Raw genomic sequence first — 14830 nt, 5'->3', positions numbered from 1 at the left:
AAGCACAAAGGCCATCGGCTGGCAACACGGAGAATAGGCGCGTTGCGACGGGGTTAATGCCACAGGGGCAGTCCGGCACTGGAGCGCATGTCCTGCGCCTTCCGCCTGTCATGTTTGTGCGGTTGAGATGTGGCTGAGGCGTAGGGAGAAGCGCGGTGGCGGAATTCGTGGCGGAGTTTGGCAAGGACGGCCGGCCGGTCGAGGCGGACGGGCGGCTCGATGCGCCGGCGTTCCATCGCAACCATCAGCCGATCTGGACCGTCCTGAAGGACTGCCTCGCCGGCCAATCCGGCGACGTGCTGGAAGCCGGCAGCGGCACCGGCCAGCATGTCGTCTATTTCGCCGGTCAGACGCCCGACATCACCTGGTGGCCGAGCGATCTCCATGCGGCGCACCTGCGCAGCATCGAGGCCTGGCGCGCGCATGCCGGCCTTCGGAACATCCGGTCGCCGCAGCCGATCGATCTGTCCGACCCGGCTTGGTCGCCGGCGCCGCCGGACGGCAAAGGTCCGGACAAACTGCTCGCGATCTTCTGCGCCAATGTGATCCACATCGCGCCGTGGCGCGTGGCCGAGGGCCTGTTCGCCGGCGCCGCGCGGCACCTGCGCGCCGACGGCCGGCTGTTCCTCTACGGCCCGTTCAAGCGCGGCGGCAAGCACACCGCGCTCAGCAATGCCGTGTTCGACACGTCGCTGCGCGAGCGCGACGCCGAGTGGGGGGTGCGCGATATCGCCGATCTCGAGACGCTTGCGGAGCGCGTCGGGCTCAAGCTCGCCGGCAGCTTCGAGATGCCGGCCAACAACATGATTTTGGTCTTTGCCCGCAAGTAGCCGCGCTCAATCGTAAGCCAGGCACCAGCCTGGCCCACGCAGCCAGCAACGTTCATCGGGGATCCCGGCGTCGCGATAGAGCTGCGTCACCTTCTGCCAGCCGCCGCGGGCGAAGGCTTCGGCGAGCGTTTTTTCGGACGTCTCGTCCCGGCCGCCGTCGCAGGGAATGATCGCGACCGGTGATATCCAGTCCGCCCGGTACGCTGCCTCCTCGCGCCGGATCCGGAACACGGCGCCGGATCGCGCCACCTGCTCCGGCGCGCCGCCCTTGAATCCCTCATCCGAAGTCAGCGGCAGGATCAGACGGCCGCCGGCGGCGAGCCCGTCGAGCCATCGCGCGACAGGCCGGGTGCAGCCGGCGTTGACATAGATCACGTCGGCGGACTCGAACGCGACCTGTGTGCCGTCGCCCTGGATGATCTCGACATTTGCGCAAGCGGCGAGATTGGCGCGAGCGTCTGCCGCAAGGTCCGGATCGTATTCGATGCCGGTCACGCGGCCGGACGGTCCGACCAGATGCGCGAGGATCGCGGTGTAGTACCCCGTGCCCGTGCCGATATGCACCACGTGCTCGCCGGCGGTGGGTGCGGCCTGGTGCATGAGATAGGCATGCAGCGAGGGCTGGCCGTTGTTGAGACGTCGCTCGGGTCGCAAGGCGACGAGATCGTTGGTGTAGAGATAGACCGGGTCGGCATCGGGCGTCGGCGCATAGTCGCGGCTCCACCAGCGCAGCATCATCCATGGTCCCGGGCCGACGAAGTCCTCGCGGCGAATGGCGGCGAAGGCCTCCGTCAGCCGCGGATTGATGGTGTTGGCGGCGGCCAGGATCTGCTTGGCATAGGCCGCGCGGACGATGCGGAGTTCGGCTTGCGGGTCCATTGCCGCGCGCTCCCACGATGTCGCGTGTTGTGTGATTTGACACACCGAGGTGTGTGAAATAGCATACTGCGGCGACGGAGGCCAGAATGAAGAGACGGCTTTATCCGGCCGTGCTGGAGCGCGGTCCGCGCGGCGCGTTCGGGGCGTGGTTTCCGGATTTTCCCGGCTGCGTCGCCGCGGGACGATCGCAGGAAGACGCGATCGAGCGCGCCGAGCAGACGCTGGCGCAAACCGTCGACGGCTGGGTCGAGCAAGGCAAGCCATTGCCGGAGCCGACCCCGATCGAGCGCATCGTGGCGCCGAAGGGCTCCGACGTTGCAGCCTTCTTCATGGTCGGCGTCGATCCGCCCGACCCGTCCGAGCGCGTCAACGTCTATTTGCCGAAGAGCCTGATCACACGGATCGACAAGCATGCCGCCGGACTCGGCATGAGCCGTTCGAGCTTTTTCGGTTTCGCCGCGACGCTTGCGCTTGAATGGCACGTTCACAAGCCGCACCTCGTCGGGCCGCGCTCCAAGGTGCACAAGACCGGCGCGCTGCGCGCCGAGAAGCGGATGGGCAAGAAGCCGGCGCGGTAGGCGATCGATCATCGAGCAGCTCTCTCACCGTCACCCTGAGGAGGCCGCAGAGCGGCCGTCTCGAAGGGTCGACGGTCCGGCTGTTGGCCGTGCATCCTTCGAGACGCGCTACGCGCTCCTCAGGATGACGGTACTGATAGAAGTGCCGGGCTGCTGTGACGTCACTCTGTGAGAGCAAGCGATCCCCTCGTGCGCCTCCTGCATGGCGTACGTCCGTTTGCGCCGGTTGATCGGCTTCGACCCGCTCTCCATAGTGCGCCCGATTGGGGGCTCCCGCCGGGGCTTCGAGGCGGGACCACCGATGATTGACGTGACGGCTGCGGATGAGGCGAGCGACGACGCGCGGGCGCGCAGCAATGTGTGGCGGCTTGCGGCGGCGCAGGCGCTGACCGGCGCCAATTCGGCCGTGATCTTCGCCACCGGCTCGATCGTCGGCGCGACGCTGGCACCCGACGTCTCGCTCGCGACGGTGCCGCTCTCGATGTATGTGCTCGGGCTTGCCGCCGGCACGCTGCCGACCGGCGCGATCTCGCGCGCCTATGGCAGGCGCGTCGCCTTCATCATCGGCACCTTCTGCGGCACGCTCACCGGCGCGCTCGGCGCCTGGGCGATCCTGCATTCATCGTTCTGGCTGTTCTGCGGCGCGACCTTCCTCGGCGGGCTCTACGGCGCCGTCGCGCAGTCCTACCGCTTTGCCGCGGCCGATGGCGCCAGTGTCGCGTTCCGGCCCAAGGCGGTGTCCTGGGTGATGGCCGGCGGCGTATTCGCCGGCGTGCTCGGGCCGCAGCTCGTGCAATGGACCATGGACATCTGGCCGCTCTATCTGTTCGCGTTCTCCTTCGTGATGCAGGCGCTGGTCGCGCTGGTGGCGATGGCGGTGCTCTCGGGCGTCGACGCGCCGAAGCCTGCGGCGGCGGACCTGCATGGCGGCCGCCCGCTGCTCGAGATCGCAAAGCAGCCGCGCTTCATCGCCGCGGCGCTGTGCGGCGTGATCGCCTATCCGATGATGAATCTGGTGATGACCTCGGCGCCGCTCGCCATGAAGATGTGCGGGCTGTCGGTCAGCGATTCCAATTTCGGCATCCAGTGGCACATCGTGGCGATGTATGGCCCGAGCTTCTTCACGGGCTCCTTGATCGCGCGGTTCGGCGCGCCCGTGATCGTCGCGCTCGGGCTGGCGCTCGAGGCGGTCGCCGCGATGATCGGACTGTCAGGCGTCACTGCGCCGCACTTCTGGGCGACGCTGTTCGTGCTCGGGATCGGCTGGAATTTTGCGTTCGTTGGCGCTTCCGCGCTGGTGCTGGAAACGCACCGGCCGCAGGAGCGCAACAAGGTGCAGGCGTTCAACGATTTCCTCGTGTTCGGCATGATGGCGATCGGCTCGTTCTCGTCGGGCCAGCTGCTCGCGCATTACGGCTGGAATGCCGTCAACTGGGTGGTGTTCCCGCCTGTGCTGCTCGGCCTTGCCGTGCTTTCGTTCGCTTCATTCGCCAAGCGACGCGCGAAATTGCGCGCGGTGGAAGAAATCCCGGATCCCAGCATCTAAAGCTTGTCGTTTGACCATGGTCTGTTCGGAAAACCGCTTCGCACTTTTCCGGACCATGCTGCTGCCAATTGCTGACACTTCGATCAGCTTCGAAATGATCCGCTTGCAACGCTGTTCACATCATGGGATCGGGTTGGTCCGGCCATGACGATGTGAGAAGCAAGAGCAAGAAATGGACGCATCCTCAGCCACGCTGCCTGATGAATCCTCGCTTGGCTACGAAGGCTGGCGCATCGTCGTCGTCTGCTTCCTGCTTGCGACCTTCGGCTGGGGATTGGGCTTCTACGGCCAGAGCGTCTATGTTGCCGAGCTGCAGCGGCTGCACGGTTGGCGGGCGTCGCTGATTTCGTCGGGCACGACCTTCTTCTATCTGTTCGGCGCCGCGCTGGTCGCCTTCGTCAGCGAGGCGATCAAGGCGTTCGGCGCGCGCAGCTGCCTGATCGCCGGCACCTTTGCGATGGCGATCGCGGCGGTTGCGATCGGCGAGGTGCGCGAGCCCTGGCAGCTCTATCTTGCCGATGCGCTGCTGGCGTTCGGCTGGGCCGGCACCAGCCTCGGCATCATCACCAACACGCTCGGCCTGTGGTTCGACAAGAAGCGCGGCATGGCGATCAGCCTGGCGCTGAACGGCGCGAGCTTCGGCGGCATCGTCGGCGTGCCGCTGCTGGTGGCGGGGATCGGCACGTTCGGCTTCTCCGGCGCGATGATCGCGGCTGCGGCGCTGCTGATCGTGGTGATGGTGCCTGTCATCCTGATCTTTGTCGGGCGGGCCGCCGGCGCATCTGCACGCGGTCACGGCCGCCGCTGCCGACGCGCCGTCAGCGACCCAGGTGCGCAGCCGGGCGCTGCGCGACATCCGCTTCCTCTCGGTCTCGCTTGCCTTCGCGCTGGTGCTGTTCGCCCAGGTCGGCTTCATCGTGCATCTGATCGCCTATCTCGATCAGGTAATCGGCCGCGAGCGCGCGACGGTGGCGATGGCGCTCTTGACCGCGATGGCCGTGGTCGGGCGCGTCTCGTTCTCCTTCGTGATCGACCGGCTCAACCAGCGGCTGGCATCGGCGCTGTCTTTTATCAGCCAGGCGGTCGCGCTCGCCGTCATCATCAATGTGCACAATGACGTGGCGCAGATCGCCGCCTGCGCGCTGTTCGGCTTCTCGGTCGGCAATCTGATCACGCTGCCGGCGCTGATCGTGCAGCGCGAGTTCGATCCGCGTGCGTTCGGCGTGCTGGTCAGCCTGATCACCGCGATCAACCAGATCACCTACGCCTTCGGCCCCGGCGTGGTCGGGCTGCTGCGCGATCTCTCGGGCAGCTATTCGCTGCCGTTCTACGGCTGCATTGGCCTGGAGCTGATCGCGGCGGCGACGATCATGGCGAAAGGGAAGTAGATTGTAGCCCGCATGAGCGAAGCGATATCCGGGACCCGTCCCTGAACTTGCGCCAGACCCCCGGATATCGCTTCCCTCATCCGGGCTACGTTCTACGACTTGCGGCGTGACTTCCGCGCCTTCTTCTCGCCGATCTTGCCGGCCGCCGCGACCCGCAGCAGGCGGCGGAAGGTCGGGCATTCCATGTGGCTCGGCGCCGGGCAGACGGCGGCGTGGCGCAGGCCGTCGCGCATCGCGTTGAGCCTGCGGATGGTGCGGTCGAGCTCGTCGGCCTTGGCAGAAAGCATTTTCCGGTCGATGCGCGGTCTTCCATCGGGCGCGAACATCCTTGCGATCTCGTCGAGCGAGAAGCCGGAGGCGCGCCCGAGCGCGATCAGCGCCAGCCGGTCCAGCACCGCCGGATCGAACAGGCGGCGCAACCCGCGCCGGCCATGCGAGGCGATCAGACCTTTCTCCTCGTAGAAGCGCAAGGTCGAGGCGCGCACGCCCGATAGCTCCGCCACCTCCGCGATATCGATGTCCCGCATGGCCCTTGACCTCAAGTTCACTTGAACTGGCAGTATCCAGCCTATCGCTTGCGTAAGGCAAGCATCAACAAGGACGAGAATCATGGGTGTCGCAGCGCAAGTCGACGACGAGCAGGTCAAACTCTGGAACGGCGCCGCCGGCCGCGCCTGGGTCGAGACGCGCGAGGTGCTGGAAGGGATGTTCAGGCCGCTTGAAGAACTGCTCGTTCAGGCGGTGTCCGATGCCGCGGCAAGCCGGGTGCTCGATATCGGTTGCGGCACGGGCGCCACAACGTTCGCCGTTGCCCAATTGCTCCGCCAGCAGGGGCATTGCACCGGCATCGACGTTTCCGAGCCGATGATCGCGGCGGCGCGCGCCCGCGCGGAGGGGGAAGGGCGGCCGGTCAGCTTCATCTGCGCCGACGCGCAGACCTATCCGTTCGCGCCCGCGAGCTTCGACATGATCATCTCGCGCCTCGGCGTGATGTTCTTTGCCGATCCGGTGCAGGCTTTCGCCAATCTGCGCCGCGCGGCCCGGCCGGATGCTGCGCTCCGCATCATCGCCTGGCGCGGCGCCGCCGAGAACCCGTTCATGACGACGGCGGAACAGGCAGCGAAGCCGTTGCTGCCGGATCTTCCGGCGCGGCGTCCCGATGCGCCGGGGCAGTTCGGCTTTGCCGACCGGAAGCGGGTCGAAACTATCCTGGAGGATAGCGGCTGGGACGCGATCGCGATCGAACCGGTCGATGTCGCCCTCGGCTTTCCGGCATCACAGCTGGCCCACTATGTGAGCTGGCTCGGCCCGGTCGGGACGATGCTGCAGGCGATGGAGGAGCCGCGCCGCACGCGAGTGATCGAGACCGTGCGCGGTGCGTTCGATCGCTACATCCACGGGACCGAGATTCGCTTCACCGCGGCGTGCTGGATGGTCGCGGCACGAGCGCCGGCGGAGGCCGCGCATGGTTGAAGCCGCGGAATTTGTGGCGAGCGCGGTGCTGACCGGGATCGGTGCGACCGTCGTGATGGACATCTGGGGGATGGTTCGAAAGCGCCTGCTTGGCATCCCGTCGCTGGACTATGCCCTGGTCGGTCGCTGGCTCGGCCATCTCGTATCCGCTCGCCTGCGCCACGACCGCATCGCCGCGTCACCACAGGTCGTGGGCGAACGGATCATCGGATGGACCGCGCATTATCTGATCGGGATCGGCTTTGCCGGCGTGCTGCTTGCGATCTTCGGCCTCGATTGGGCGCGGCAGCCCACCATCGCTCCGGCTCTGATGGTCGGGATCGGCAGCGTGGCCGCGCCGTTCCTGGTGATGCAGCCCGCGATGGGCGCCGGCATTGCCGCGAGCCGTACGCCCCATCGATGGGCGGCGCGGCTGCAGAGCCTCGTGACGCACACGGTGTTTGGGATTGGGCGCTTTATGCGGCCGGCTGGCTCGCGCACCCGTTCCTGAACTCGTAGATGGGGTAACGGGCCGGCCGCCCGCTCGCTACGGCGCAATTTGGAAGCGCGCTCGCGAGCGGCCTGTTGGTTGGAAGGCGGTCGTCCCTCAAACTGATGGTGTTCAACGGAGTCGGGCAAGCCCGCTCCAAGCATCATTAAGGGACGACCATGTACCACTATGCAGGAATTGACGTGTCTTTGGAATGCTCGAGCGTTTGCCTTGTCGATGGGACAGGCAAGATTTTGCGCGAGACGAAGGTTGCGAGCGAGCCGGCGGCGCTGATCGCCTGGTTCCGGTCGCTGGGTCTGGTACTGGAACGGATCGGGCTGGAGGCAGGCCCCTTGTCGCAATGGCTGTATGCGGGTCTGCGAGACGCAGGGCTTGCGGTCGAGCTGCTGGAAACGCGGCACGTTCGCGAAGCCTTCAAGTCGATGCCGGTGAAGACGGACCGCAACGATGCCCGCCGGATCGCGCAGTTGATGCGGCTCGGCTGGTTCCGGCCGGTGCACTGCAAGTCGGTCGCGGCGCAGGAGACCCGCCATCCTGACGGTGCGCAAGCTGCTGCAATCCAAGCTTCGCGATGTCGAGAACAGCCTGCGCGGCATACTTCGCGGTTTTGGCCTGAAGGTCGGTGCGACCACCGAGCGCACGTTCGCCGGGCGCATCCGCGAGCTCGTGACCGGCCATCCCGGACTGGAGTTGGTCGCGGCGGCGCTGCTCCAAGCCCATGCGGTGCTGCTGCGGGAGTTCAAGAGCCTGGACAAGCACACCCAGAAGCTCGCCAGGACGCATCCATCCGCCAAGCTCCTGATGACAACGCCGTCCGTTGGTCCGATCGTGGCGCTCACCTATGCCGCGGCGATCGACGACCCGAAGCGCTTCCGCTCCTCGAAGGCCACGGGAGCCCACTTTGGGCTCACCCCGAAGAAGTACCAGTCCGGTGAGACCGACTACACCGGCCGCATCAGCAAGATCGGGGATGCCTCCGTGCGCGAGGCACTCTACCAGGCAGCTCACGTCATGCTGACCAAGCCGGTCAAGAATTGCTCGGCATTGAAGAGCTGGGCGATGCGGATCGCCCGGCGCGCAGGCATGCGCAAGGCCAAGGTAGCGCTGGCTCGCAAGCTCGCCGTGATCCTGCATCGCATGCTCGCCGACACCAAACCGTTCAACCCGATGACCAAGGCCATCTAGCCAGGAGCAGCAATCGGTTCCGGGCGGGCCACGACACCAGGCTCTCCCCGAGCGAAGTCCCTCCGCTGGGACGATGGATCCGGTCAGGCCGCCATCCGGGAAGTGGCTCACGACCACGCAATCCGTAGATTGGCCGGCCGGCTCCTCAATGCACCCCATCAGGCGACGGCCTTCGCGCCGATCCCGTACAGAAGCAAGTGCCCGGCGAGTGGATGACGCGAAAAGGGATTGACTAACCAAGGCCCGTTACAGAAGCCCGGATGAGCGAAGCGCAATCCGGGAACAGTATCACCCCACGGTGCCAACCCCGGATTTCGCGGAGCCTGTCATCGGGCGCGCGCTCGCGCGACCCGTTGGCTCCATCCGAGCTACCTCTTCACCTCCCCTTGGAAAGGGGAGGTCGCTTTGCTCGCAGAGCAAAGCGGGTGGGGATCTGCTCTCTCCACTTGCAGCAGAGCCCGCGGCTAACCCCCATCCCGACCTTCCCCCTTTCAGGGGGAAGGGGAAAGCACTCGTAGCCCGGATGGAGCGAAGCGTAATCCGGGAGCAGTATTACCTCATGGAGCGAACCCCGGATTTCGCTGCGCTTCATCCGGGCTACGAAATTATCGCCTTGCGGAATTACGTCGCACGCTGTTTCAGCAGGTCGTCCAGGTCCAGCCGTCGCGTGAACATCGCGAGCTTGCCGTCCGCGCTGCGCGGCCATTCGGCCTCGGGGCGATCCCAATAGAGCTCGACGCCGTTCTCGTCGGGATCGCGCAGGTACAGCGCCTGGCTGACGCCGTGGTCGCTGGCGCCGTCGAGCTCGATGCCGGCCGACAGCACCCGGTGCAGCGCGTCGGCGAGCGCCGGGCGGGTGGGATAGAGGATGGCGGTGTGGAACAGGCCCGTGGTGCCCGGCGGCGGCGGATGGCCGCCCTTGCTTTCCCAGGTGTTGAGGCCGATGTGGTGGTGATAGCCGCCGGCCGAGATGAAGGCCGCGTCCGCGCCCAGGCGCTGCTGCAGCTCGAAGCCGAGCACGCCGCAATAGAAGCCGAGCGCGCGCTCGAGATCGGCCACCTTGAGATGGACATGCCCGATCCGGGTGCCCGCGATGATGGGGGGATTCTCTGGCATGAGCGGACTCCGTTGACGTCAATGCCCCTGCCATCAGGGGCGAGGTTTCGCCACCTGATATAGTCCGGATTTGCCGACGCCGGAGCGTTCGATCCGGAAACGCAAGGTTTTCGAAAGGCGCCACGGTCCGCCGGCGTCTAGCAGAGCTCCGACAGCTCGCCGCCGGGCAGCTGGAACTCGAACGTGTTCAGCGTCATCGACACCATGGTGTAGTAGCCGCAGAGGCCGATCACCTCGACCAGGCCGCGCTGGCTCAGCACCTCGACCGCCTCGTCATACAGTGCCTTCGGCAGGCCGTGACCTTCGTGCAGCGCCTTGGCGACGTCGTAGATCACCCTGGCCTTGGGATCGTCGAACGTCGGCGTCCGGCGCACGCGAATGTCCTCGATGATCTTCGGGTCGAGGCCGCCCTTCAGCGCCAGGCGCTTGTGGGCATACCATTCGTAATGCGCGGTCCAGTGCCGCGCGGTGACGAGGATCGCGATCTCCGACAGCTTTGGGGAAAAGATCGTGTCGAAGCGCAGCACCTCGCCGAGCCGCGTCGCATGCCGTGCCATCTCCGGGCTGTTCAGCCAGGCCATCATCGGCGCCGGTGGCGCGCCGCGCTTGCCGGCGATCGACTCGTCGTAGGTTTCTTTCTGGGCGGCGTTCATTTCGCTAGGCGAAAGCAGCTTCAGCCGCATGTCCGTTTCCTCTTGTTTTTCAAGCGTTACCCCATCTCGGCGATACACCCGATCGCGCGCAGTGAGTAGCGACGCCAGAGCATGGCGCGGCCGCGAGGCATATTGAATTCGGCGGCTGCGTAGGTCTAAGGTCGAATCCAATTCGACGATTTTTTGACTGGAAACGCACCATGGCCGACCTCGAGAAATTCCGCGCGGAGACCCGCGCCTGGCTGGAGCAGAATTGCCCGGCGGAGATGCGCAAGCCGATGACCTCGGATGGCGACACCTTCTGGGGTGGCCGTAACACGAAATTCTCGTCCGAGGCGCAGCGCGTCTGGTTCGAGCGGATGCGCGACAAGGGCTGGACCGTGCCGCATTGGCCGAAGGAATATGGCGGCGGAGGCCTCGACGGCGAGGAGGCCAAGATCGTGCGCCAGGAGATGGCTGCGATCGGCGCGCGTCAGCCGCTGACCTCGTTCGGCATCTCCATGCTGGGACCGGCGCTGCTGAAATACGGCACCGAGGAGCAGAAGAAGGAGCATCTGCCGAAGATCACCGCGGGCCTGATCCGCTGGTGCCAGGGCTATTCCGAGCCGAATGCCGGCTCCGACCTCGCCTCGCTGCAGACCCGCGCGGTCGGCGACGGCGACGATTACATCATCAACGGCCAGAAGATCTGGACGTCCTACGCCAACTACGCCGACTGGATCTTCTGCCTGGTGCGCACCGATCCGGCGGCGAAGAAGCATGACGGCATCAGCTTCATCCTGTTCGACATGACCTCGAAGGGCGTGTCGACCAAGCCGATCCTCCTGATCTCGGGCTATTCGCCGTTCTGCGAAACCTTCTTTGACAATGTTCGCGTGCCGAAGTCGCATGTCGTCGGATCAGTCAATCGCGGCTGGGATGTCGCGAAATATCTGCTGCAGCACGAGCGCGCGATGATCTCCGGCATGGGCGAGCGCGGCGTCGGTCGTCCGCTCGGCCAGATCGCCGCCGACTCGGTCGGTGCGGACGCGCAGGGCAAGCTCGATGACGCGCAGCTGCGCAGCCAGATCGCGAGCTTCGAGGTCGACGAGGCCGCGCTCGCTGCCGCCGCCGAGCGCGCGGTCGATCTCGCCAAGGCCGGGCAATCGCATCCGGCGTTCTCCTCGGCGATGAAATATTACGGCACCGAGCTCAACAAGCGCCGCTATGAGATCCTGATGTCGGCCGGCGGCATCGATGCGCTGGAATGGGAGAGCGACCGCTCCAAAGGCGGCGCCCGCCCGCGCGCCTGGCTGCGCACCAAGGCCAATTCGATCGAGGGCGGCACCTCGGAGGTGATGCTCGGCATCGTCGCCAAGCGCATCCTCGATTTGCCGGGCGCGTGATCGCTGCACCGTCGTTCCGGGGCGTCGCGAAGCGGCGAACCCTAATGCGCAGTTGCGCATTGTGGAACCTCGAGATTCCGGGTTCGATGCTGTCGCATCGCCCCGGAATGACGAACTCAGACCGTTGCTTAGAACGTTAGATCGGATTTCCTATGGCCCTCGTCCTCACCGAAGAACAATCCATGCTGCGCGACAGTGCGCGCGGCCTTATCAGCGACAAGGCGCCGGTGGCGCATCTGCGCGGTCTGCGCGATGCCAAGGATGCCACCGGCTTCTCGCGCGAGCTCTGGAAGACATTTGCGGAGATGGGCTTCTCCGGCCTCCTGGTGCCGGACCAGTTCGGCGGTAGCGGGCTCGGCTGCGTCGAGGCCGGCATCGTCATGGAGGAGATCGGCCGCACCTTGATGCCGTCGCCGTTCCTCGCGACCTCGGTGCTCGCCGCCTCGGCGCTGTCGCGCGGCGGCAGCGAGGCGCAGAAGGCGCAGCATCTGCCGAAGATCGCCGACGGCTCGCTGCTGGCGGCGCTCGCGATCGATGAGGGCGCCAAGCATCGCCCGCTGCAGACCAAGTTGCAGGCCACGCGCTCCGGCAACGGCTTCAAGCTGTCGGGCGACAAGGCCTTCGTGCTCGACGGCCACACCGCCGACCTCCTGATCGTCGCGGCGCGCACGGCCGGCAGCGCCGGCGACAAGAACGGGCTGACGCTGTTCCTGGTCGATCCGAAGGCGAAGGGGCTCGCGGTCGAGCGCACCGCGATGGTCGATTCGCACAACGCGGCGCGCATCGTGTTCGACAATGTCGAGGTCAACGCCGACAGCGTGCTCGGCGAAGTCGATCAGGGCTTTGGGTTGCTCGAGGGCGTGCTCAATATCGGCCGCGGCGCGGTGGCGTCCGAAATGGTCGGCCTCTCCGACGAGGTGTTCGGCCGCACCGTGGCCTATCTGAAGGAGCGCAAGCAGTTCGGCAAGGCGATCGGCGAATTCCAGGCGCTGCAGCACCGTGCCGCGCAGCTCTACATCGATATCGAGATTACGCGCGCCGCTGTGTTGAAGGCGCTGCAGGCGCTCGACACGGACATCGACAAGGCGGCCACCGCGGTCGCGGTGGCAAAGGCCCGCGCCGGCACCACTGCGACGCTGGCCGTGCAGGAGGGCGTGCAGATGCATGGCGGCATGGGCATGACCGACCAGTTCGACATCGGCTTCTTCATGAAGCGCGCCCGCGTCTGCCAGGAGCTGTTCGGCGACAGCAACTTCCACACCGACCAGCTGGCGAGCGGCAAGGGGTATTGATCTTCGCCGCGTCATTGTCGCTACGCAACACGCTGTCATCGCCCGGCTCGCCGCCTTCGCTCGAGCTTCGGCGCGCCTGAAAGCGAAAGCCTCGTCGAAGCCTTGGCGTAGACGGGACCGGGCGTTCCAGTATTCCAGAGACGTCGGCGCTTGAGCCGAGAAGCCGCGGCGTACCGGATCACCCGCTTTCGCGGGTGATGACAGCGGTGAGGGCGGCTTGGCATAGGCTCGTCATTGCGAGCGAAGCGAAGCAATCCATCTCTCCACTTGTGGCGAAATGGATTGCTTCGCTTCGCTCGCAATGACGATGGAGAGTCTACCGGATCGGCGGCGCGTACTGGACGCCGCCGGCGTTCCAGAGCTGGTTCATGCCGCGCGGGATCTTCAGCTTGGAGTCGGCGCCGACGTTGCGGTCGTAGACCTCGCCGTAATTGCCGACATGGCGGATGATGCGCACCGCCCAGTCCTTGGTCAGACCGAGATCCTCGCCATAGCTGCCCTCGGTGCCGACCAGCCGCATCACCTCCGGCTTCTTCGACTTCAGCGCCTCGTCGATGTTCTTCGAGGTGATGCCGAGCTCTTCGGCGTTGATCATGGCGTACAGCGTCCACTTCACGATCATCATCCAGTCGTCGTCGCGCAAGCGCACCACCGGCGCCAGCGGCTCCTTGGAGATGATGTCGGCGAGGATCGTGTGGTCGCTCGGCTTGGCGAGGTTGAGCCGCAGCGCATAGAGCTGCGAGGCGTCCGATGTTAGCGTATCGCACTGGCCGGAGTTGTAGGCGTTCACGACGTCGTCCAGCTTGTCGAACTTCATCTCCGTGTACTTCATGTTGTTGGCACGGAAATAGTCGGCGAGATTGAGCTGCGTCGTGGTGTTGGCCTGCACGCAGACCTTGCTGCCGTTCAGGTCGAGCGCGGAATCGATGTTGCGCGAGCGTGGCAGCATGAAGCCCTGGCCGTCATAATAGGCGACCGCGGGGAAATAGAGGTCGTAATTGGTCTCGCGCGACATGCTCCAGGTGGAGTTGCGCGAGAGGATGTCGACCTTGCGGTTCTGCAGCTCCTTGAAACGCTCGCTGGCGTCGAGCGGAACGAACTTCGCCTTCGACGGGTCGTCGAAGATCGCCGACGCGACCGCGCGGCAGAAGTCGACGTCGAAGCCGGTCCAGTTACCCTTGTCGTCCGGAATCGAGAAGCCCGGCAGGCCCTTGTTGACGCCGCACAGCACGTCGCCGCGACGGACGGTGCGCTTCAGCGTGCGGGTGTCGTAACGCTCATAGGTGATGGCGGCGGCCGCAACCAGTGCGGCGATCGCGAGCCCGATCGTCAGGCCGCCTCGAAATGTACGCATGGGTTCTCTCTCGCGAAGGATCGGGGGGAAAAGCGGGGCGGATATCGAAGGCGGGTAGAGATCAGAGTTCGGGCTTCTGCCGGATGATCACCTTGGTGCCGACCGGAACGCGGTTGTAGAGATCGGCGACGTCGTTGTTGACCAGGCGGAAGCAGCCGGAGGAAACGGCGGTGCCGATGGTGTCGGGCCGGTTGGTGCCGTGGATGCGGTAGACCGTGGTGCCGAGATACATCGCGCGTGCGCCGAGCGGATTGCCCGGGCCGCCCGCCATGAAGCGCGGCAGATAGGGCTGGCGTGCGATCATTTCCGGCGGCGGCACCCAGTCCGGCCACTCGGCCTTGCGGGTGATGCTCACCAAGCCCTGCCATTGAAAGCCTTCGCGGCCGACGCCGATACCGTAGCGGAGCGCGCGGCCATTACCCTGCACCAAATAAAGATGGCGCTCGGCGGTCGCGACGATGATGGTGCCCGGCGCCTCACTGGTCCGGTAATATACGACCTGCTTCTGCCATTCCGGGTCGAGCTCGTAGCCGTCGTCAGCAACAAGGCCGGGCTCGTCGGCGTCCGGGCGGTTTTGGGCGAAACCCTGCGACGTCGACAGCACGAGCGCGCCCGTCGCGATCAACATCCAGACCAGGTGACGAAACTTCGTCATTGAAAG

Annotated in this window: 13 protein-coding genes and 2 pseudogenes; 9 read left to right on the top strand and 6 right to left on the bottom strand. The window is 65.8% G+C overall.

Annotated elements, in window-relative coordinates; all coding sequences use genetic code 11:
• Positions 1-155: 155 nt before the first annotated feature.
• Entirely contained in the window at positions 156-830 is a 675-nt protein-coding gene (locus tag ACVI1L_RS10970) for a DUF938 domain-containing protein (RefSeq protein WP_456782861.1), read from the top strand.
• 6 nt (positions 831-836) lie between these two features.
• Here the strand turns inward: ACVI1L_RS10970 and ACVI1L_RS10965 are convergent, their stop codons facing one another.
• Positions 837-1709 (bottom strand): protein-L-isoaspartate O-methyltransferase family protein, encoded by an 873-nt coding sequence (locus tag ACVI1L_RS10965; protein WP_057021240.1) that lies wholly within the window; start codon positions 1707-1709, stop codon positions 837-839.
• A gap of 86 nt (positions 1710-1795) precedes the next feature.
• Here ACVI1L_RS10965 and ACVI1L_RS10960 point away from each other — a divergent pair, with 86 nt between their 5' ends.
• The 3 genes and pseudogenes from ACVI1L_RS10960 (at position 1796) to ACVI1L_RS10950 (ending at position 5221) form a co-directional block, all read left to right on the top strand.
• The gene (locus ACVI1L_RS10960; protein WP_456782860.1) at positions 1796-2287 is read left to right on the top strand and encodes a type II toxin-antitoxin system HicB family antitoxin; all 492 of its coding nucleotides are present in this window, start codon (positions 1796-1798) and stop codon (positions 2285-2287) included.
• 301 nt (positions 2288-2588) lie between these two features.
• Positions 2589-3833, top strand: a complete 1245-nt coding sequence (locus ACVI1L_RS10955) for an MFS transporter (protein ID WP_456782859.1) — start codon at positions 2589-2591, stop codon at positions 3831-3833.
• A gap of 172 nt (positions 3834-4005) precedes the next feature.
• A pseudogene (locus ACVI1L_RS10950) lies at positions 4006-5221 on the top strand (MFS transporter).
• A gap of 92 nt (positions 5222-5313) precedes the next feature.
• On the opposite strand, the gene ACVI1L_RS10945 reads toward ACVI1L_RS10950, so the two are convergent.
• On the bottom strand, positions 5314-5748 hold the full coding sequence (locus tag ACVI1L_RS10945) for a helix-turn-helix domain-containing protein (RefSeq protein WP_057019001.1): 435 nt from the start codon (positions 5746-5748) through the stop codon (positions 5314-5316).
• A gap of 82 nt (positions 5749-5830) precedes the next feature.
• On the opposite strand from ACVI1L_RS10945, the gene ACVI1L_RS10940 reads away from it, so the two are divergent.
• From ACVI1L_RS10940 to ACVI1L_RS10930, 3 genes and pseudogenes are all read left to right on the top strand, one after another.
• Positions 5831-6694, top strand: coding sequence for a class I SAM-dependent methyltransferase (locus tag ACVI1L_RS10940; protein ID WP_456782858.1), 864 nt, complete (start codon positions 5831-5833; stop codon positions 6692-6694).
• Positions 6687-7184 (top strand): DUF2938 domain-containing protein, encoded by a 498-nt coding sequence (locus ACVI1L_RS10935; RefSeq protein ID WP_456782857.1) that lies wholly within the window; start codon positions 6687-6689, stop codon positions 7182-7184. The genes ACVI1L_RS10940 and ACVI1L_RS10935 overlap by 8 nt, the downstream gene beginning before the upstream one ends.
• Positions 7185-7342: 158 nt before the next feature.
• A pseudogene (locus tag ACVI1L_RS10930) lies at positions 7343-8369 on the top strand (IS110 family RNA-guided transposase).
• A gap of 621 nt (positions 8370-8990) precedes the next feature.
• On the opposite strand, the gene ACVI1L_RS10925 reads toward ACVI1L_RS10930, so the two are convergent.
• Together ACVI1L_RS10925 and ACVI1L_RS10920 are read right to left on the bottom strand one after the other, a co-directional pair.
• On the bottom strand, positions 8991-9485 hold the full coding sequence (locus ACVI1L_RS10925; RefSeq protein ID WP_057018998.1) for a VOC family protein: 495 nt from the start codon (positions 9483-9485) through the stop codon (positions 8991-8993).
• A 137-nt stretch (positions 9486-9622) separates the two neighbouring features.
• A complete protein-coding gene (locus ACVI1L_RS10920) occupies positions 9623-10168 on the bottom strand; it encodes a carboxymuconolactone decarboxylase family protein (RefSeq protein WP_456782856.1) in 546 nt (181 codons plus the stop codon).
• 170 nt (positions 10169-10338) lie between these two features.
• On the opposite strand from ACVI1L_RS10920, the gene ACVI1L_RS10915 reads away from it, so the two are divergent.
• Together ACVI1L_RS10915 and ACVI1L_RS10910 are read left to right on the top strand one after the other, a co-directional pair.
• Complete coding sequence (locus ACVI1L_RS10915) at positions 10339-11523, top strand: acyl-CoA dehydrogenase family protein (protein WP_137481397.1); 1185 nt, start codon at positions 10339-10341, stop codon at positions 11521-11523.
• 152 nt (positions 11524-11675) lie between these two features.
• Complete coding sequence (locus ACVI1L_RS10910) at positions 11676-12815, top strand: acyl-CoA dehydrogenase family protein (RefSeq protein ID WP_456782855.1); 1140 nt, start codon at positions 11676-11678, stop codon at positions 12813-12815.
• 316 nt (positions 12816-13131) lie between these two features.
• Here ACVI1L_RS10910 and ACVI1L_RS10905 read toward each other — a convergent pair whose 3' ends face one another.
• Together ACVI1L_RS10905 and ACVI1L_RS10900 are read right to left on the bottom strand one after the other, a co-directional pair.
• Complete coding sequence (locus ACVI1L_RS10905; RefSeq protein WP_141339963.1) at positions 13132-14169, bottom strand: amino acid ABC transporter substrate-binding protein; 1038 nt, start codon at positions 14167-14169, stop codon at positions 13132-13134.
• A 61-nt stretch (positions 14170-14230) separates the two neighbouring features.
• Positions 14231-14824 carry a L,D-transpeptidase gene (locus tag ACVI1L_RS10900; protein ID WP_057018994.1) on the bottom strand — a complete coding sequence of 198 codons (594 nt, stop codon included), beginning with the start codon at positions 14822-14824 and terminating at the stop codon, positions 14231-14233.
• Between the last annotated feature and the right edge of the window lie 6 nt (positions 14825-14830).

This window comes from Bradyrhizobium sp. USDA 4516, from assembly GCF_054055915.1.
The sequence above is the reverse complement of the archived record's forward strand: the minus strand, read 5'-3'. Positions and strand labels throughout refer to the sequence as shown.

Bases quoted from the DNA above. Each gene is read 5' to 3' on its own strand.
- ACVI1L_RS10965 (WP_057021240.1), bottom strand. From the start codon at position 1,709: ATGGACCCGCAAGCCGAACTCCGCATCGTCCGCGCGGCCTATGCCAAG.
- ACVI1L_RS10960 (WP_456782860.1), top strand. From the start codon at position 1,796: ATGAAGAGACGGCTTTATCCGGCCGTGCTGGAGCGCGGTCCGCGCGGC.
- ACVI1L_RS10955 (WP_456782859.1), top strand. From the start codon at position 2,589: ATGATTGACGTGACGGCTGCGGATGAGGCGAGCGACGACGCGCGGGCG.
- ACVI1L_RS10945 (WP_057019001.1), bottom strand. From the start codon at position 5,748: ATGCGGGACATCGATATCGCGGAGGTGGCGGAGCTATCGGGCGTGCGC.
- ACVI1L_RS10940 (WP_456782858.1), top strand. From the start codon at position 5,831: ATGGGTGTCGCAGCGCAAGTCGACGACGAGCAGGTCAAACTCTGGAAC.
- ACVI1L_RS10935 (WP_456782857.1), top strand. From the start codon at position 6,687: ATGGTTGAAGCCGCGGAATTTGTGGCGAGCGCGGTGCTGACCGGGATC.
- ACVI1L_RS10925 (WP_057018998.1), bottom strand. From the start codon at position 9,485: ATGCCAGAGAATCCCCCCATCATCGCGGGCACCCGGATCGGGCATGTC.
- ACVI1L_RS10920 (WP_456782856.1), bottom strand. From the start codon at position 10,168: ATGCGGCTGAAGCTGCTTTCGCCTAGCGAAATGAACGCCGCCCAGAAA.
- ACVI1L_RS10915 (WP_137481397.1), top strand. From the start codon at position 10,339: ATGGCCGACCTCGAGAAATTCCGCGCGGAGACCCGCGCCTGGCTGGAG.
- ACVI1L_RS10910 (WP_456782855.1), top strand. From the start codon at position 11,676: ATGGCCCTCGTCCTCACCGAAGAACAATCCATGCTGCGCGACAGTGCG.
- ACVI1L_RS10905 (WP_141339963.1), bottom strand. From the start codon at position 14,169: ATGCGTACATTTCGAGGCGGCCTGACGATCGGGCTCGCGATCGCCGCA.
- ACVI1L_RS10900 (WP_057018994.1), bottom strand. From the start codon at position 14,824: ATGACGAAGTTTCGTCACCTGGTCTGGATGTTGATCGCGACGGGCGCG.